The following is a 19,698-nucleotide window of genomic DNA, read 5'->3' on the forward strand; positions in this document are numbered from 1 at the left end:
TTCTCTTTAAATATTAGTCTTTTTCAAGGCGAAAAAGACTATTTTAAAATCACTTAAAAAGTTGTCCTTTTGTAAAGATCCTTCATTGCAAAGGTAAAAAATAACTGTTATTGCTAAATGATAATGCAAATCATTAGCAATAAAGAGAGAGCATATGAAGGAAAGAGAGGATCAATGAACGTAAAAACGTTTTTTATCATAATATGGGCAAGTGCTATTTTTTTTACATCCGATTTTGCTTTGTGTGCTGGAAAATTTAAAGCTGTTACAACTTTCACAATCATTGCTGATATGGCGCGCAATGTAGCAGGTGATGTTGCGGATGTTGAATCAATCACAAAACCAGGTGCTGAAATTCACGAATATCAACCAACTCCTCGTGATCTTATGCGCGCACAAGGAGCAAATCTTATTTTGTGGAATGGATTAGAGTTGGAACTTTGGTTTGAAAAGTTTTTTCAAAATATCAAGGATGTTCCAAGTGTCGTTGTTTCAAAAGGTATTGTACCGATTAAAATTGGTGAAGGACCTTTCAGTGGAAAACCTAATCCTCATGCATGGATGTCTCCGACTTCAGCATTGATTTACGTTGATAATATTCGTGACGCTTTTGTAAAATACGATCCTGAACATGCTCCTATTTATAAAGAAAATGCTGAAATTTATAAACAAAAGATTCGCTCAACAATTGATCCGATTAAAACAGAATTAGAAGCGGTGCCGCAAGACAAGCGTTGGCTTGTAACTAGTGAAGGCGCATTTAGCTATTTGGCGCGTGATTTTGATCTGAAAGAACTTTATTTATGGCCCATTAATGCTGATCAGCAAGGAACACCACAACAAGTTAAGCATGTTATTGATATGGTTCGCAAATACAATATCCATGCAGTTTTTTCTGAAAGCACTATTTCTCCTGCTCCTGCTAAACAAGTTGCGAGAGAAACAGGGGCTAAATATGGCGGTGTTCTTTATGTTGACTCGCTGAGTGAGAAAAATGGTGAGGTACCAACCTATATTGATTTATTACGTGTCACAAGTGGGCGTATTAGCGCTGCCTTATTAGAGGGAGTAAAAGGCCAATGATAGGATCTGGAATATTTGCCCAAGGCGTAACGGTAACATATCGTAATGGACATACTGCTTTACGGGAAGTCAATTTTGAAAGCCCAACAGGTTCTATTACGGCATTAGTTGGCGTTAATGGATCAGGTAAGTCAACGCTATTTAAAGCAATTATGGGGTTTGTACGGCCATCAAAAGGAAAAATTCGCATGTTTGATTTGCCGGTTGATACGGCTTTGAAAAAAAATCTTATTGCTTATGTTCCCCAGAGTGAGGATGTTGATTGGAATTTTCCTGTCCTTGTTGAAGATGTCGTTTTGATGGGACGGTATGGTCATATGAATTTCTTTCGTTATGCACGGGCACGCGATTATGAAGCTGTGCGTGTTGCATTAGAACGCGTCGATATGCTGGCATTTGCTAAGCGTCAAATTGGTGAACTTTCTGGTGGGCAGAAGAAGCGTGTTTTTCTAGCACGCGCTCTTGCACAGCAGGCAAAAGCTATTTTGTTAGATGAACCATTTACAGGAGTTGATGTCACAACAGAAGATAAAATTATTGCTTTGTTGCAAGACCTTCGTAAAGAAGGGGCTGTGATCTTAGTTTCTACCCACAATTTGGGCTCTGTTCGTGAATTTTGTGATCATACAGTTTTAATAAAGGGAACGGTTTTGGCTTCTGGCTTAACTGAAACCGTCTTTACAAAGGAAAATCTTGAGAAAACTTTTGGTGGCGCTTTGCACCATCATATTTTTAATCTTCAAGGCAAAAAAAAAGATGACGTTTTTACAAGAGGAAAACAGTCTGCATTTCTTGAGAATATTGAAAGAGTGGAGCATGTTGCATAATGTCTTGGTTACTTGAACCGTTGAGCTATCAATATATGGTTAATGCGATGTGGGTTTCCGGGTTAGTTGGATGTGTTTGTGCCTTTCTTTCTGCTTTTTTAATGTTAAAAGGTTGGTCGTTAATTGGTGATGCGCTTTCTCATTCAATTGTTCCTGGTGTAGCAGGGGCATATCTTTTAGGATTACCTTTTTCGCTTGGAGCTTTTTTTTCTGGTGGACTCGCTGCAGCAGCAATGCTCTTTTTTAACCATCGAACAAAGCTGAAAGAAGATACCATTATTGGTCTCATTTTTTCTTCCTTTTTTGCTTTTGGCTTGTTTCTCAAATCATTAAAGCCAATGGCTGTTAATATTGATACGATTGTTTTGGGAAATATTTTAGCAGTCAGTTCATCAGATATTATACAATTGGCTTTTATTGGTTTTTTTTCTTTGCTTATATTACTTTTGAAATGGAAAGATCTTCTTGTTTCTTTATTTGATGAAACACACGCTCGCGCTATTGGATTAAACGTAAAGTTTTTAAAGATTCTTTTTTTCACATTGCTTGCTGCATGTACTGTTGCTGCACTGCAAACAGTTGGAGCTTTCTTAGTCATTTGTCTTGTCGTAACGCCAGGAGCAACAGCTTATCTTTTAAGTGACCGTTTTGTGAGTATTTTAGTTATTGCAGTTATGATTGGGACATTCACAAGCGTATTAGGTGTTTATGTAAGTTATTTTTTGAATGCGCAAACTGGTGGTGTTGTTGTGCTTTTTCAAGCATTTCTGTTTATTTTAGCTTTTATTTTTGCTCCTAAACATGGATTTATTGCTGCGCGTTTACGTATAAATGCGGCAAAAAAGGTTTGATGTTATCATGGTTGATCAATTACTTCTTCCTTTTCAATTTTCTTTTATGCTTAAGGGCATGCTTATCGTCATGATCCTTTCTGTTCCAATGGCGATGCTTTCTTGTTTTCTTATTTTGAAAGGATGGGCGCTTTTAGGCGATGCAATTTCCCATGCAGTTTTCCCTGGTGTTGTTATTGGTTATATGACAACACCGTGGGTAATAGCATTTTTGACTTCTTTTCCTTTTGCTTGGTTTCAGCATATGCGTTCAGAGAATATTACAATGACTTTGATTACTTGCGGTGCTTTTGTCGCGGGTATGGTTTGTGCACTCGCAACAGGTTTTTTAGGAGGCAATAGCCGTATCAAACAAGATACGGTGATGGGTGTTGTTTTTTCATCAATGTTTGGATTAGGGCTGGTTTTGGCTACGGCTATTTATAGTAGCTTAGATTTGAACCATATTCTATTTGGTAATCTCTTGGGGGTTAACTGGCTTGATATTACGCAGACGGCGATCATTTCTGCTATTGTCACCTTTATTCTGGGCGCAAAATGGCGCGATTTCATGTTGTATATTTTTGATTTAGTTCAAGGTCGTGCAATGGGATTGAGGATAGCGGTACTCCACTATACTCTTTTGACGATGATTTCTCTCACGATTGTTGCAGCTTTGAAGGCTGTTGGAATTGTTCTTGTTATTTCTTTATTGATAGCGCCAGGAGCAATTGCTTATCTTATCACGAAGCGGTTTTCTTTTATGTTGGTGATCGCTATACTTGTTGCAGGTCTTTCTGGTTTTTTAGGAATTTATCTAAGCTTATTTATCGGTTCTGATTCTGCTTCTACAATTGTATTGATTTTAACACTGATTTTTATCGCTATTTTCATGTGGATTTTCTTCCGTCGAGTGACAGTTCAAGAAATTTGAGCGTGCAAAAGGTTATGCATATCAGCCATGCATTTTTATGTGTTGTCTCTCATACGGGTTTTAAATAGATAAGGAGTTGCTAGGTCATTTTCCTCCTAATATCTAGCAGATGAATGCAGTGTGTATTCTCCCCCCCAAAAAACTGCATTCGTAATTAAGAGGCTGCATTGATTTATTCTGCAGCCTTTTTTTTATTTTAGGATTTAAAATTTTTTTGATTGCTTGAAAATTTTAAAATGATCATCATATAGCGTAGCCTATTCTGTTATTTACAAAAATTGATCATAAAAAATGCTCTTAAAGATGAAATGGTACAGTAGAATAGTTGTGGGCTAAAGCATGTGAAAAGTAGCAGGATATATAATGGACTTTTATAGAGGAAAATAATGCTAGAGGGATGAAAAAATATTTTAAGATGTCTCACCCTTTGCGTATTTGCACTTCTATAGTGGGTTGGGTAATGATTGTATTGGGTGTTATAGGTATAGTATTACCTATTATGCCGACAATGCCTTTTTTATTAATCGCTTCATGGTGTTTTGCGCGTTCATCACCACGTTTTCATCATTGGCTGAATAATCACCGCGTTTTTGGTCCACCTATTAAACAATGGGAAGAAAAGAGGGCTATCTCAACGTTTATTAAAGCTTTTGCAGTGGTGAGTATGGTAGGTGGCTTTTTATCATTTTTGGTGATGATACACCCTGCTTTGTGGTTCGCTTTATTGGTTGCTACTATTTTACTGTTAATTGCTGTTTATATTGTTACACGTCCTTCATAATGACAGAAGTAAAAGACTTTATTTTTCATTAGCTAAATATTTTTTACCTTTTTTGTTCATTAGAATTACTGAGAGAGAATTTTGTCCATCGAATTTCAAGAGAGCGCCTACATTTAGGGTGCATATATCTAACATCTTCTATAAATTCTGCAGTGATCAGGGCAGAACATTTGTAGATATAGCTAAAAATTAGAGATACCCACAGCATTTTTATCTTTTTTCGATAGTAATTAAAAAATTTGTTTTATTTGTAAGAGAAGAAAAAATCATTGAGCATATGCTTTAGATCATAAAAATAGCAATACTCGTGAAGAAAGCAGAAATTTCTTAACGAAAGAGCTTTACAATCAAGTCTTTTAATCCATTTAACTGTAAAATTGTTTGTATATTTACAAGAATTTTGAATATTTTTCACAAAAAGATTTAAGAGAATTCAAAAAATAAGTAGAAAAAATTGGCAACTTTGTAAAAGCAAACTCCTACGTTATCATCTTTTGTTCAGAAGAGCGCTTTAAATTGTGATGCAATAATGATCACCCCTTCAAGTAAGCGATTAATTGATAAAGACAGTTCATTAGTTTACAACTTGTGTGAAAATCCCTCGAATACAGTAAGATTTTTTAATTCCAAATCCTCTATGAATCAAAAGAACTGTTCATTTACATGTAACAAGCAGGGCAGTTATGTAGATAAAAATCATTTAGGAAAGGTTTAAATATGCCTTTCATAAATCATTTCAATGTAAGAGCAGTACAACATTGGGAGTTGACAAATATAATAATAGTGCCGGTTTGTTACTGTGTAGAAATGAAGATGATGATGTTCAATGGCTTGCATTATAGCATTCATGGACGGATGATGTTAGGAGCTAATAATCGCAGAAAATTTGCAGATGAGCAGCATATTGCAGAATGGTATGCTGGTCTTCGAGGGTGAGTGGATAATTTTTTGCTTTTATTGCAAAAAAAGCATCCTGTACTGGAAGTTTCCTTTTTACTGTATTGTAAAGAATCTCTCTGCTTATCTTTAAAAATATGCATAAAGAAAAAATGTTAAACTAAAAAAGCATTGTTATGTTTTGATAGGTTTAGCAACACGGTTTTCATTACCAAAAAAATTGAGATAACGTTGTATTTCTTGCGGATTACCGATGGTTTTTTCAGGATTATCTGAAAGTTTTACGGCTGGCCGACCATTGGCATGGGTAACTTTACAAACAAGGGAAAGAGCATCAAAAGTTGCAGTTTCTTGTGGAGAACAGCCGACGAAATCATTAGTAAGGTCTGTTCCCCATCCAAAACTCATGCGCACTTTACCGTGAAAATGATGATAGGTTTTTTCAATTGTATCTATGTCTAGTGCATCGGAGAAAATCAATAACTTTTCACGAGGGTCTTTTCCTTTTTCTCTCCACCATTGAATAATGCGTTCGCCGCCCTCGAGAGGAGGAGCACTGTCAGGTCTGAAACCTGTCCAATCAGCCACCCAATCTGGTGCATTGCGTAAAAATGCTTCTGTACCGAAGGTATCTGGCAAAACAATGAGAAGATTTCCACCATAATAACGATTCCAATCTTGTAAAACTTGATAAGGTGCTTTGCGCAATTCATTATCATTATTGGTGAGAGCGGCTATGACCATAGGCAATTCATGTGCATTGGTACCAAGAGCTTCTAAATCTGTATCCATGGCGAGAAGGACATTAGACGTTCCGGTAAAAGAATTGCCAATTCCTTCTTTTAATGCTTCAACGCACCAACGTTGCCATAAAAAAGAATGGCGACGTCTTGTACCAAAGTCAGATATTTTAATATTAGGCAGTTTTTTGAGTCTTTCGACTTTACTCCACATTTTTGCTTTAGCACGCGCATAAAGTACATCAAGAGTGAAGCGATCTAGTTTTTTCATAGCAGCACGTGAACGTAATTCACTTATAATAGAAAGGGCAGGGATTTCCCACATGGAGCTATGGGTCCACGGACCATGGAAATGAAGGATATATTGGCCATCTTTACGTGTGAGTTCATATTCTGGAAGTTGAAAATTCTCAAGCCACTGAAGAAAATCTGGTTCGAAAATTTGTTTACGTCCATAAAATGTATTACCAGCAAGCCAAATCATTTCTTTTTTGGTAAAGCGTAAATTAAGGGCGTGATCAAGTTGTGCACGCAATTCCATTTCATCAATATCATCAGCAAGACGTATTGTTTTGCTACGGTTGATGAGGGAGAAAGTAACGTTTACATTGGGATAAAGCCCCCAAATCATCTGTACCATAAGAAGTTTATAAAAATCGGTATCGAGCAGTGAACGAATAATGGGGTCAAGTTTCCAGGTATGATTGTAAACGCGTCTCGCAATGTCTGGATGATTCATAACCCTTTTTCTTTCAGTTTTTTAAAATCTAAAATTTGTGCATCAACACCACCAATATAGAAATTGCAAGGACTATAACAACTCTAAGTTTTTGAGCAAGAGTAAAAAAAGTCTGTGATTTTTTCTATTTCTAAGATTTAAGAGTGCATATAATTTCATGTTTACCTATTTTTTTTAATTTTATTCCCTTATAGATATCTGAATATTCTCTTCCATTGATATAGAGCATGTTTGTGTTTCCCCATTTCACTGTAATGGTATAAAAAGCGTCATGAAATTTCATTTTTGCTTCATATTTGGGCCATGAGGAAGGCAAATGTGGATGTAAAAATAGTTGGTCAGCTTGACGCTTAATCCCCAAAATAGCTTCTATTGCGGTACGGTAGAACCAACCAGCAGAACCTGTATACCATGTCCAACCGCCTTGTCCACGGCGTGGTTCAATAGCGTAGATATCTGCAGCCATAACATAAGGTTCAACACGATAAATTTCAGGGTTTTTTCCATGGGTAATGGGATTTATCATAGAAAACAAAGCATAAGCTTTATCATTTTCACCCATTTCAGCAAGCGCTAAAATACTCCAAATAGCACCATGCGTATATTGCCCCCCATTTTCTCGAATCCCCGGAGGATATCCTTTTATATAACCGGGTTCGAGAGTTGTTTTATCAAAAGGCGGCCAGAAAAGACGTAGAAGACCGCTTTTTTTATCACATAGGTATTCAAGCATTGATGCCATTGCTTGTTTTTGGCGTTCAGGCGAAGCCATTTGAGAAATAACAGCCCAAGATTGAGCAATGGTATCAATTTTGCATTCATCATTTATTTTAGAGCCAAGGGGCGTTCCATCATCAAAATAACCACGTCGATACCAAGCACCATCCCAACCGTTTTCTTCTAGGGATTTTTTCAAACGTTTAAGATATGCATTCCATGTTTTCACACGGATGTTGTCACGATATTTTTGTGCAAGGGGAATAAATGCTTGTAATGTGGTGCCAAGAAACCATCCTAACCAAATACTTTCACCTTTTCCTTGCACACCTAGCAAATTCATACCATCGTTCCAATCACCTCCTAAAATAAGGGGGAGTCCATGTTGTCCAGAGCGTCTGATGGCAAGATCTAAAGCCAAAGCACAATGTTCATAAATTGTTGCAACCTTTGAGGATTGTGTGGGCCTAAAATAAGCATCGTTTTGTTCTACAGGGAGAACAGCTCCTTCAATAAAAGCAATTGTAGTATCAAGAAATTCGTAGTCGCCTGTAGTGTTGACATAAAGAGCTGTTGCATATGCAAGCCATACAATGTCATCAGAAATATGTGTGCGAACACCGGCATTGGTATCAGGCAACCACCAGTGCTGTACATCCCCTTCAGGAAATTGATGGGCTGCGGCATTTAACAAATGTTCACGTGCCAGTTGTGGTTGCAATAATAATAAAGATAGACTGTCTTGTAGCTGATCACGGAAGCCAAATGCACCACTAGCTTGATAAAAAGCTGTACGTGCCATCATGCGGCATGCATAGATTTGATAAGGCAGCCAATGATTGACCATAATATCAAAAGAGGGATCAGGTGTTTTTACTTGGAATGGAGAAACGAAATCACTCCATTGTTGTTTTTGTTTTGTGAGCAAAATTTCAAAATCATTTGTACGGACTTGATCGAGTAGTTTTTCAGCTTCTTGCCTATTTTCAGCACAGCCAAGATAGAAGATTATTTCTTTTGTTTGTCCTGGTAACAGATCAATATCGTAGGCGAGTGCTGAACAAGGATCACATCCTGCTTCAATCCTATTGGAAAGCGCATCAGCTTTACGGAGTGCATGTGGATGTGTAACTGTTCCTGTTAAACCGATAAACTCGTTACGATCAGTAGTGGTACTGGTTGGTATTTCGGATGCTGATAAAAATGCCACTTGTTGAGATTTTTCGAGGTGATAGGGATTTTGAATAAAATGTGCACCACGTTTGGAATCATAAAAGGGAAGAAGAAAAGGTGCATATTTTGTTCGGATATTGCCTAAGACCCATTCAACATAATTATAAAGGCGTAAGCTTCGTGATTTTTTCCCTTCATTTTTGAGGATAAGACGTGAAAGGCGAATAGGTTTTTTTTGATCGAGTGTATGGGTGAGTTCTAAGGTAATTTCTGAGTGTTGAGATTTAAAGGTTGAGAATCCAAAACCATGGCAAGACTCATAGACAACACTTTCGTTGCATTCTACAGCAGAAATTGGTGAGAAACGTTTTAAAGATAGGCGGTCAACGATATAAAGTGCTTCCCCTGGACGGTTAGAAACCGGATCATTTGTCCAAGGGGTTAATTGATAATCGCGGCTGTTATTGGCCCAAGTAAAGAGTGCACCTTCAGCGGAGACATGGAAGCCAAAGCTTTTGTTTGCGATCACATTAATCCATGGATGTGGTGTAGTGGTTTGTCCATGAAGACGTATCACATAGTTATTATTGTGGTTAAAACCGCCATAGCCATTCCAATATTGTAAATCTTTTCCATTAATGGGAAGAGTGGATGATTTTTGTTGACTGATAAGACCAATAGAAACGAAGAGGCTTTGTTCAGTTTGTGTTGATATTTGTCTTCTTTTGTCGTTTAGTTTATCATGAGATCCTTGATGACTATTCCGTGTGACGAGATCAAAATGACTCTCATTAAGTCGTTTGAGCTGTTCAGATAAAGACCCATTTTGAGCATGAAGGATGATACGGGCTGAGGCAAGAAGCACCTTAAAGCTTTGTTCATTCATTTGATCACGTTGAAGTATGAAAATATGTTGACGTTCATCAGTTTCATGAATGTGATGACGGTAGGATTCACACACCCATTCAATAGCGCGTTTTGTATCTTGTATATAAGAAAAGGCTTGTTCGTTGAGAATGACCAGATCAACAAGGAGTCCACGCATACGCCAATATTCGTGCGCTTTAAGCAGCTCACGCAGGACAGTTATATCTCCTTCATTATCTAATCTGAGAAGACAGATTGGAAGGTCTCCTGAAATGGACATAGGCCAAAGATCAGATTGTTTACCAAGAGTTTTTGCTAAATTTTTTGGAGAAAGACGCCATATCGGGTCGGGATAGAGAAGAGGCGTTGCATATTTTTGATAGGTCATCGCTTCTCTAAGCTGGATACCACTCTGATACAGTGAGACTTGTGAGCGTGTCCATGCCATTGAAAGTTCCTGTTGAAACATATTGGGTTGTTGATAATGTTTAATATGATTATGCAGTGTTTCTTTTGCATTGGCAGCAAAAGTCCAAAAAATAAGTTCTGCTTTTTCATGTGCCGGAATTTTTATACGGCATCGAATTGAAATTATTGGATCAAGAACGCAACCTTGACTGTTGCTAAAGCAGGCATTACGATCAAATGCAGCGGGTCGATGCAGAGATCGTCCTCGACCAATAAACAGGGAGCGATCCGTTTCGGCTTCTGTTTCTTGGATGTTATCCATTGTACCGGTAACAAAATGGGCAACGTGAATTTCAGGATCATTAGGTGAGCGTTTGCGCCTTTTAGCAAAAATAGTTTTTCCTTGTTCAGCAATTTCTGTTTCTATAAACATACGTGAAAAAGCAGGATGAGCCTGGTCAGCATCCATTGTTGCGAGTGCCAATTCACCGTAAGAGGTAACTTCAATAAGACGGTCTTTATTTGTTGTATTAATAAGTTTAATACGTCTACCTTCACCGCACCCTTCAGAAATAACAACACATTCAAGTGTCGATTGAATATCGTCAACCATTTTCCTATATTCAGCTTTTTCATCTGTAAAAATGCTGACAGCTTCTTCTTCAACAACACGTGTTGGTTCACCAGTAACAGACCACCAACGTCCATTATCCGTATTACGGAGGAAGAATAAAGTGCCTTGTTGATCTTCTGTAGGATCAGGAATAAAGCGGGTAATTGCATAATCGTGCCAACGGCTGTAACCGGAACCATTGGCCGTCAACATTATGGAATAAAAACCATGAGATAAAAGCAAAGTTGCGCGTGGTTTGAGCAGTGGGTTAGTGATCATGCGCAAAGGGGCGTCATCAAATTCTCGAGAGTTATTGTGTACAGGGTTAACGACTTTGGTATGAATGATGGGAATTTGGTGCGGTGCTCTTTCCTGTAATAACAATTGTACTGCTTCAATAGCTGGATCACGATGAAAGTGATCACGCATCCGCCCTTGGAAAATCACATTGTTAATAGCAAGAATGGACATACCATGATGGTGTGCATAATAATTGCGCACAACGGCATATTTTTCTCCTGTCTTTATGCGTGAAGGAGTAAAGTCAACAGAGTCATAATAACCGTATGTTCCTAAAGCTCCAAAGTTACGCAATCGTTTTAAATTGTTTACGGCTTGTGCAGGTGTATACTGCGCTGCTAAAAGGCTAGCGTAGGGGGCAATAACAACATTGCGTGAGAGTCCACGTTGGAGTCCGAGGCGTGGAACACCAAAACTGGCGTATTGGTAATTCATTAAGTGATCGCGGGCGTTAAATGCAGCTTCTGAAATACCCCATGGTAATTTTCGTTGACGAGCGTATTGTATTTGGTGATGAATAATCAATCGATTGGTTTGATCGAGGAGAGACCCTAAAGGTTCATGCATAACAAGAGACGGCATGAGATATTCGAACATAGAGCCAGACCATGATAAGAGGGCTCCTCTCCAACCAATTGGGATAAGAAGTCGACCAAGATGAAACCAATGTTTACATTTTATGTCTCCTTTTGCGATGGCAAAAAAGCTTGCGAGACGCGCTTCTGAAGCGAGCAGGTCATAACAATTTTCATCAAGTTTATTTTCTTGAACATTATATCCAATGGACAAGAGATGCCGTTCAGGATGCTCTAAGAAATCAAATTCCATATCAAGGGCTATTTTTCGAGCATTTACGGCTAAAGTGTTTAATTTTTTACAGAGTTGTTCGGTGTTATAGTCATTGCTGGCATCGTGATGATGCGCTTCACAGGTTTCTACAAGACATTTGGCCCAGGAGAGTGTTTGAGCGGATTCTGTCGTTTGAATTTTTTGATGAAGTTCATCTATTAACTGCACAATATCGTGAGCGATAAGTGAGAGGTTCGTAATAGAAGAAGAGGTGATGTTTGATTTTTCTACGAAAGCATTAACACAGTGATCAAAATTGGTGATGCACTCTTCGATTTGTTGACGTAAGGAGCGTAAAATAGGTTGATTATCGGGAATTTCTTTGAAAATTTCGGCAAGAATAGCATGAACATCAGATAAGCCTTCTCGATGATTTTGAAGAAAAACATAGGGTTTTTCAGCCCATTCTCTTAAAGCTGAAGCAAGTGTCATCAAATGTCCGGCGAGATTTCCTGAATCAACAGTTGAGACATAAGTAGGCAAGAGAGGTTTAAGGGTATCTGTTGCATACCAATTATAAAGATGCCCACGGAATTTTTCCATTTTTGCAAGAGAGTTTAATGTATATTCAATGCGTGTAATGGTTTCTTTACAACTAATCCAACCAAAGTCACGCGCAGCAATAACAGAAAGAAGATAAAGCCCAATATTTGTAGGGGATGTGCGTTGTGCAACCAAAGGCTTAGGATCTTCTTGGAAATTATCAGGGGGCAAATAATTGCTTTGTGCATTGACAAAGGTTGCATAATAAAGCCATGTCCGTCGTGCAATAGATCGTAGTGTTTTTTTATCTTCAGAAGATACATTAAGAGTATCTGGAAACGTTAAAGGTTGACTGACAAACCATGCAATCAAGGGCGAAAGAAACCATGCAAGCCCAAAAGGTAAAGCAATCAAGCTTGTGGGAGCATGAGAAAAGAGAAGTAATGCGAGAGAAAGAATACTAATAAGCGATGCTGGCCACATTGTAAGGACATAGAAACCAAAACTATTGGAGATTGATTTTGTTGCGGCGGAGGTTTTCCATTCAAGCAAGTGTTTTTTTGAAATTGTCATACGATAGAGCGTGCGGATAATCGCATCAGTCATAAAATAAGTTGAATGGGCAAGAAATGTTGTTTTAAGAAATATATTTGCACCCGTAAGGGTAGTTTTGTTCATAATTGATTGGAGTTTCCCGCGCAAAGAATAATCAATATGGGAGGGAACAAGCGTTTGTAATACACCTAAAATTGGTGAGATAAAGAGGCTAAACAGCAAGAATATTTGCCAAATGATTGCACTCTTTAACGGTAAAAAAGACCATCCTGCAATTGCTGCAATCAACCACATAAGTGGTGTAAGAGAACGGCGCAGATTGTCTTGGATTTTCCAACGTGTAATGGCGCTAATTCGACAGCAAGAAAAGAGATAAGGGAGGAGTTGCCAATCACCGCGAGTCCAACGATGATAGCGCGCAACATCAACCTTATAGGCTATTGGATAATCCTCAATCACTTCTACATTACTTACTAAAGCTGTACGGGCATATCCTCCTTCCAACAGATCATGACTGAGAACGGTATTTTCTTTAATTTTGCCATTGAGTGCTTTTTCAAAGGCATCAATGTTATAAAGGCCTTTTCCGACAAAAGTTCCTTCTCCCAAAAGATCTTGATAGGTATCAGAAACAGCAAAGACATAAGGATCAATGCCACGATTGGTAGAAAACACCCGTTGCAGAATTGATGTTTCTTTTCCTGTTGTAAGAGACGGTGTAATACGGGGTTGCAAAATGCTATAGCCTTTTACAATCTTCCCATTTTGTGGGTCGAAAATCGGCTGATTAAGCGGATGGTTAAGCTTTCCAACAAGTTTTGTGACACTTTCAGGAGTAAGGCGTGTATCTGCATCCAGGGTCATTACAAAACGACAATCTATGGGAAGATGTGGATTTGGGGGATAAAAGCTGGTGTTTTGATCACCTCTTAATAACAGATTGAGTTCATGAAGCTTACCACGTTTGCGTTCCCATCCCATCCAGCATTTTTCGCTAGGGTTATAGAGGCGCCGGCGGTGTAAAAGGAAAAAGACGGGGAGATTATCACGGTGATAACGGCGATTGAGTTCATCGATACTTTTTTGCGCATAATGCAACAAGTTAAGATCATCTTGCGTTTGTTCAAAGGGAGCATCTACCCAGTCTGTGAGGAGAGCGAAATGAATGGCGCCTTTTGGGTTGGAAAGATAATGGACTTCAAGATTGTGCACTTGCTCGTCAATATAATTGCGTGATGTAATGAGAGTAGGCACAACAACTATTGTACGTGCATGTTTCGGAATACCCTCTTTATATTCATAACCAATAAGTTGTTTTGAGGGGATAAACCACGAAACGACAGTGTTGAAAAAAGCAAAAGCAGCATCCATAGCAGGAAAAAGTGCTAATGTGGTAAAGAAAAGAGGCATCCATGGAGCTATGCCGGACCTTTGTAAGAGAGCGTAGATCGCAAGCAAAAGAGCAAGCGTTAAAAGAGAGACAGGAAGTGCAATGATTCTTATCTTTGCGCAACAAAAATATTCTTGCCACTTGATATGCAGAGGTGGAGTATAACTACAAACTTTTTCAAAGGCATAACGCCCATCATCGACTAGATACCATCCAACAGAGGAATTGTTATGATGAGAAGTATCTTGAGAGGAGGAATGCACCATTTTTACAGCTTTGCGTGCAATTTCTGACTCATTAAGAGGCGAAAAGCGTGCAATTTTTTCGATGACTTGTCGATAGATATTACGTGAGTGAGAATCAATTTCGGAAAAATCACTCTTTTCACGCAAAATGGAGTCTACAATACTGACAGTTTCAAACCATACTGTCCAATCAACATCATCAATGGCTTTAAGGGCACGGATAATATTGCCCATGGTTATACCATCTGCTGCTTGGCGGGCATGTTCATTGGCTTTTACAATTTCTAGGCTACTGCCTTGGCTATGTAATTGCTTTTCAAGCCAAGTTAATGCTGTTGTTGCATCGAAAGATGCACTCCGTAGCCGATAGAATAAATGAGCTGCAAAAGTTGAATCAGCAGTGAGTGTTTCATAGAAAGTCAAAAGAGCATGTAATTTTGGTTCATTTTCCGTAAGAGAAATTTTATCAGCGACTTGATGAGCAATATGGCGCATATGCCGTGTTTGTTCAATACGCAATGAAAGACGACGTACATTTTCAATTAAAAGCATTTGTATGACAGAAGGAAGGGCCCATAATTCGCCAATTTTTAGGGCACAAAATTTTTGAAACCCATTGATGGTAGCTGTCAGTGTTTCTTGTGAAAATCCGCTGTCTGTATGTGCAATATAAAGCCAAGCTAAAGCAAAAATACGGGGCATTCCTGTCTTTTGTTTATAAAGAGGTAGTTGTTTTATGAAAGATTTAGGTAAGTTGCGCCGTAATTGTTGTATGGTTTTATCAATGGTATAATGATTATCGATGAGCCATTGAGCAGATGGTGCAAGAGTTTCATCATTTCGAGCAGCAATATCGCTGTTCTGAAAGGCATGGAGAATAAGTTTGGCATTTTCATTCAAACGCTTTTGAAAATGCTTACTTTTTTCATATTCAGGGATTAGAAGCGTTTCGCCAGAGGCTATAGCATAGCCTAATGTATAGAGTTCGTCCTGCGATTTGTAAGTTAAACGAATAGGAGAATTGGTTTCAGTAAGACAGCAGCGTATCGTTTTTTGAGAAAAAAAGCACTTCATGAAAGAGAGTATAGGCACCATAATATTTTATTGTGATTTAATTATGCCGTTTTATTCAAGAGGATGTCGGTATTTCTATTCCCATAATAAGATTTGTATGAAATATTTATAATTTTTCAACTAGACAATTGAAAATGCAATCAGGTGTTTGCATTGAAAAATAAAAAAAGGCCGCTAGAGAAAAAGGCGACCTTAATGTAATCTATTCAATCATATTAATCTTGTTCTTGTTTTTTCAAAGCCGCACCGAGAATATCGCCAAGGGAAGCACCTGAATCTGTAGAACCATATTGTGCAACAGCTTCTTTTTCTTCGGCAATTTCTAAAGCTTTGATAGAGACTGAAAGTTTACGTGTTTTTTTATCAAATGCGGTAATGCGTGCATCAACTCTTTGTCCAATCGAGAAACGTTCTGGGCGTTGCTCATCACGATCACGTGCTAAGTCAGTACGGCGAATGGTTGTTTCAAGATTGTGGTCAGTCAATTTTACATCAATGCCATTGTCATTCACTGCGGTCACTTCACATGTTACAACAGCACCTTTACGAAGTTCGCCAGAGGCTGCTGCTTCTCCAACTTTATCGCTGGAAAGTTGCTTGATTCCAAGAGAGATACGCTCTTTTTCAATGTCAACATCAAGGACCACAGCTTTAACGATGTCACCTTTATTGTAAGTATCAATAACTTGTTCACCAGGACGGTTCCAATCAAGATCAGAGAGGTGGACCATACCGTCAACATCGCCTTCAAGACCAATAAAGAGACCAAATTCGGTTTTGTTTTTAACTTCTCCTTCAATTTGCGAATTTACAGGAAATTTATTAGCAAAAGCGACCCATGGATTTTCAAATGTTTGCTTTAAGCCCAAAGAAATACGCCGTTTAGAAGGATCAATTTCCAGAATAACCACTTCCACTTCTTGTGATGTAGACAAAATTTTTCCAGGGTGAACGTTTTTCTTTGTCCAACTCATTTCAGAAACGTGGATTAACCCTTCAATTCCTGGTTCGATTTCAACAAAACCACCGTAATCAGTAATGTTGGTAACAGCACCAGTGATTTTTTTACCAACCGGATACCTTGCACTGATGCTTTCCCAAGGATCACTTTCAAGCTGTTTCATGCCAAGAGAGATACGGTGTGTATCTTGATTGATACGAATAATTTGGACTTTAATCGTTTGACCAATGGTAAGGATTTCAGATGGATGGTTCACACGCCGCCAAGCCATATCTGTGACATGTAAGAGACCATCGATTCCACCAAGATCCACAAAGGCACCATAATCGGTGATATTTTTAACCACACCTTCAACGATTTGGTTTTCTTCAAGATTTTGTACGATTTCTGAACGCTGTTCGGCTCTGCTTTCCTCTAAGACGGTACGACGTGAGACAACAATATTGCCACGACGACGATCCATTTTCAAAATTTCAAAGGATTGTGAATTATGCATGAGAGGCGAAACATCGCGAATGGGACGAATATCAACTTGACTGCGAGGAAGGAAAGCAACCGCACCATCAAGGTCGACTGTAAAGCCTCCTTTTACTTGGCTAAAGATAACGCCATCGACGCGTGCACCGGCATTGAATTTTTCTTCTAAACGGATCCAGCTTTCTTCGCGCCGTGCTTTTTCACGGGACAGAACAGCTTCCCCCATTGCATTTTCAATGCGTTCAATATAGACTTCCACTTCATCACCAATTTGCAAGGAACCATCTTTTCCTTTAGCTCCAAATTCTTTGAGTGGGATACGTCCTTCGACTTTAAGTCCAGCATCAATAATAGCCATGTCTTTTTCGATTGCAATGACACGACCTTTAACAACGGATCCTTCATTAAGATCATTGGTTTGGAAAGATTGCATTAAAAGAGCTTCGAAATCCGCTGTTGTAGGATTGTATTGTGACATAAGAACTCCTGATACATACCTTAACTTTAAAAGGTATAAGCGCTAGGTTAGTGTTGATAAGAAGTAATCTCCTAGCTTTTTCCTTAATACAGGAAGAAAATTAGCGCTTGGCCGGAAATCACTCTGACGACTTCATCCAATTATACGCGCTTTTATGATCGGATCAATAAGAGCGCATGCAACTGTAAATGTTGCCTCTATACTCAATTCTGACGTATCAAGCAAGTAGGCGTCTTTCGCTTGTTTTAGCGGGCTTTGTTTACGGGTTATATCGCGACTGTCACGTTGTTCAAGATTAACAAGGATTTCGTGATAGTCTGCTTGAGCTCCTTTTTTCAAAATTTCTTGATAACGACGCTTTGCACGTATTTGAACATTGGCTAGAACATAAAGCTTAACATCGGCATCGGGGCAAACGATGGTGCCAATATCTCGACCATCAAGCACACTGCCGGGTAAAATTTTAGCAAAGTTCCGTTGTTTTGCAACAAGAGTTTCGCGTACAGTTGGTATGATTGCTATTTTTGAAGCGGCATTACCAAGTTCATGAGAAGAAAGAAGAGCTGGGTTTAAAGTATTAAAATCAAGTTCTCTAGCGTAGACAAGTGCATTTTTTTCATCATCGAGAGCCAATTTTTGTTGCAGAAGTGCATGAGCCACACCGCGATAAGTAAGCCCAGTATCGAGATAGTGAAGATGGTAGTGCGTAGCAATTTTTCGTGCTAACGTCCCTTTTCCTGAAGCTGCTGGTCCATCAATTGCAATCACGAAAGGTTTCAAGAGATTTTTCCCCCAAGTTGTTGTATAAAAGGGATAAATTCTGGAAAGCTGGTAGCAATCATTCGTTTATCATCAATGGTAACAGGTTTTTCTGAGACCAGTCCAAAGATAAGAAAGGACATGGCAATTCGATGATCAAGATGTGTAGTGACATGTCCTCCACCCAATCCTTTGGCGGAGCCTTTTCCATGAACAATGAGAAAATCTTGACCTTCTTCACAGTCTACGTGGTTAATTTTAAGTCCTTGAGCAAGTACAGACAATCGATCTGATTCTTTAACGCGCAATTCTTCAATTCCTAGCATAACTGTTTTGCCTTCAGCAAAGGCTGCTGCTACTGCCAAAGCGGGATATTCATCAATCATTGATGGGGCACGTTCTTTGGGTACAGTTACACCTTTTAGTACTGATGATTTAACCCGTAGGTTGGCAACATCTTCTCCACCTGTTTGGCGTTGGTTCAAAAGCTCAATTTGAGCGCCCATTTCCCATAATGTTTCGATAAGCCCCATTCGAGAGTTGTTAATAAGAACATTTTCAATAGTGATATCAGAGTCTTCTATGAGAAGAGCTGCGACAATAGGAAAAGCTGCAGAAGAGGGATCACCTGGAATATGAATTGTTTGTCCAGTCAGGTGTGGGTGACCATTTAGATGAATAAAACGCGTTCCTTCTGCATTTTTTTCTATTTCAAGTTTAGCACCGAACGCTTTTAACATTTTTTCCGTGTGATCTCGTGTGAGAATCGGTTCGATAACAGTTGTAGTACCGGCGGTATTGAGACCAGCAAGTAAGATTGCTGATTTAACTTGAGCAGAAGCCACAGGAATACGGTAGCAAATTGGGTTAGTCATTTTCGGACCATAAAGTGTTAAAGGGAGATAGTTGCCATGGGTTGCTTCAATTTCCACACCCATTAATTGCAGTGGATCAAGAATACGTGCCATTGGGCGTTTGGAAAGAGAGGCATCACCAATAAAGGTCGTTTTCATATGGTAAGGTCCAACCATTCCCATAACCAGGCGTGCACCTGTTCCCGCATTTCCGAAATCTAAAGGTTTTTGTGCGGCTAACAAGCAGCCATTTCCGGTTCCTCGAATAATCCAGAGATCATCTTTTTTAATAATACAGGCGCCCAGAGCTTGCATGGCAGCAGCTGTATTGAAAACATCGTCGCTTTCAAGTATTCCATGGATATGTGTTTCACCACTTGCTAATCCTCCCAATATAAGGGATCGATGGGAGATTGATTTATCTCCTGGTATTTTAATTATACCAGAAAGACGAGTAGATTTGTAAGCGGTCATGGGTATTGTTTTTTGCATAGAAGTTCTATTTAATTCTCCTGTTTTTTATTAAATAAAGTACTCTTTAGCACATGCTTTGAAAGGCGTCATGAGGAAATCCATATGAAACGATGTATTTATCTTTGACAAAGACATTATTTTTCGATTAAGCACCATAAAATTTATTTTTAATAGAACTATAATTAACTTA

At 38.7% G+C, this 19,698-nt stretch carries 11 protein-coding genes; 6 read left to right on the forward strand and 5 right to left on the reverse strand.

What is annotated here, in order from left to right:
• Positions 1–174 precede the first annotated feature (174 nt).
• From AYT27_RS00425 to AYT27_RS09535, 6 genes are all read left to right on the forward strand, one after another.
• Complete coding sequence (locus AYT27_RS00425) at positions 175–1,083, forward strand: metal ABC transporter substrate-binding protein (RefSeq protein WP_011180047.1); 909 nt, start codon at positions 175–177, stop codon at positions 1,081–1,083.
• Positions 1,080–1,910, forward strand: a complete 831-nt coding sequence (locus AYT27_RS00430; protein ID WP_011180048.1) for a manganese/iron ABC transporter ATP-binding protein — start codon at positions 1,080–1,082, stop codon at positions 1,908–1,910. Before AYT27_RS00425 ends, AYT27_RS00430 begins: the two co-directional genes overlap by 4 nt.
• Positions 1,907–2,761, forward strand: coding sequence for a metal ABC transporter permease (locus AYT27_RS00435; RefSeq protein WP_034447584.1), 855 nt, complete (start codon positions 1,907–1,909; stop codon positions 2,759–2,761). The genes AYT27_RS00430 and AYT27_RS00435 overlap by 4 nt, the downstream gene beginning before the upstream one ends.
• A gap of 7 nt (positions 2,762–2,768) precedes the next feature.
• Positions 2,769–3,674 carry a metal ABC transporter permease gene (locus AYT27_RS00440; protein WP_011180050.1) on the forward strand — a complete coding sequence of 302 codons (906 nt, stop codon included), beginning with the start codon at positions 2,769–2,771 and terminating at the stop codon, positions 3,672–3,674.
• Between the two features lie 397 nt (positions 3,675–4,071).
• Complete coding sequence (locus tag AYT27_RS00445) at positions 4,072–4,455, forward strand: YbaN family protein (RefSeq protein ID WP_011180051.1); 384 nt, start codon at positions 4,072–4,074, stop codon at positions 4,453–4,455.
• 813 nt (positions 4,456–5,268) lie between these two features.
• Entirely contained in the window at positions 5,269–5,391 is a 123-nt protein-coding gene (locus AYT27_RS09535; RefSeq protein WP_263283917.1) for a hypothetical protein, read from the forward strand.
• Positions 5,392–5,526: 135 nt separating this feature from the next.
• On the opposite strand, the gene pncB is transcribed toward AYT27_RS09535, so the two are convergent.
• The 5 genes from pncB to aroA all read right to left on the reverse strand — a co-directional run bounded on the left by pncB (position 5,527) and on the right by aroA (position 19,526).
• Positions 5,527–6,831, reverse strand: coding sequence for a nicotinate phosphoribosyltransferase (gene pncB, locus AYT27_RS00455; RefSeq protein WP_011180052.1), 1,305 nt, complete (start codon positions 6,829–6,831; stop codon positions 5,527–5,529).
• A gap of 130 nt (positions 6,832–6,961) precedes the next feature.
• On the reverse strand, positions 6,962–15,526 hold the full coding sequence (locus AYT27_RS00460; RefSeq protein WP_011180053.1) for a GH36-type glycosyl hydrolase domain-containing protein: 8,565 nt from the start codon (positions 15,524–15,526) through the stop codon (positions 6,962–6,964).
• 194 nt (positions 15,527–15,720) lie between these two features.
• Positions 15,721–17,421, reverse strand: coding sequence for a 30S ribosomal protein S1 (rpsA, locus tag AYT27_RS00465; RefSeq protein WP_011180054.1), 1,701 nt, complete (start codon positions 17,419–17,421; stop codon positions 15,721–15,723).
• A gap of 132 nt (positions 17,422–17,553) precedes the next feature.
• A complete protein-coding gene (gene cmk / locus AYT27_RS00470) occupies positions 17,554–18,201 on the reverse strand; it encodes a (d)CMP kinase (RefSeq protein ID WP_011180055.1) in 648 nt (215 codons plus the stop codon).
• Entirely contained in the window at positions 18,198–19,526 is a 1,329-nt protein-coding gene (aroA, locus tag AYT27_RS00475) for a 3-phosphoshikimate 1-carboxyvinyltransferase (RefSeq protein ID WP_011180056.1), read from the reverse strand. Before aroA ends, cmk begins: the two co-directional genes overlap by 4 nt.
• Between the last annotated feature and the right edge of the window lie 172 nt (positions 19,527–19,698).

It is taken from the genome of Bartonella henselae str. Houston-1 (assembly GCF_000046705.1).
GTDB lineage: Bacteria > Pseudomonadota > Alphaproteobacteria > Rhizobiales > Rhizobiaceae > Bartonella > Bartonella henselae.

Bases quoted from the DNA above. Each gene is read 5' to 3' on its own strand.
- rpsA (WP_011180054.1), bottom strand. From the start codon at position 17,421: ATGTCACAATACAATCCTACAACAGCGGATTTCGAAGCTCTTTTAATG.
- AYT27_RS00425 (WP_011180047.1), top strand. From the start codon at position 175: ATGAACGTAAAAACGTTTTTTATCATAATATGGGCAAGTGCTATTTTT.
- AYT27_RS00440 (WP_011180050.1), top strand. From the start codon at position 2,769: ATGGTTGATCAATTACTTCTTCCTTTTCAATTTTCTTTTATGCTTAAG.
- AYT27_RS00445 (WP_011180051.1), top strand. From the start codon at position 4,072: ATGAAAAAATATTTTAAGATGTCTCACCCTTTGCGTATTTGCACTTCT.
- aroA (WP_011180056.1), bottom strand. From the start codon at position 19,526: ATGCAAAAAACAATACCCATGACCGCTTACAAATCTACTCGTCTTTCT.
- AYT27_RS00430 (WP_011180048.1), top strand. From the start codon at position 1,080: ATGATAGGATCTGGAATATTTGCCCAAGGCGTAACGGTAACATATCGT.
- pncB (WP_011180052.1), bottom strand. From the start codon at position 6,831: ATGAATCATCCAGACATTGCGAGACGCGTTTACAATCATACCTGGAAA.
- AYT27_RS09535 (WP_263283917.1), top strand. From the start codon at position 5,269: ATGATGATGTTCAATGGCTTGCATTATAGCATTCATGGACGGATGATG.
- AYT27_RS00460 (WP_011180053.1), bottom strand. From the start codon at position 15,526: ATGGTGCCTATACTCTCTTTCATGAAGTGCTTTTTTTCTCAAAAAACG.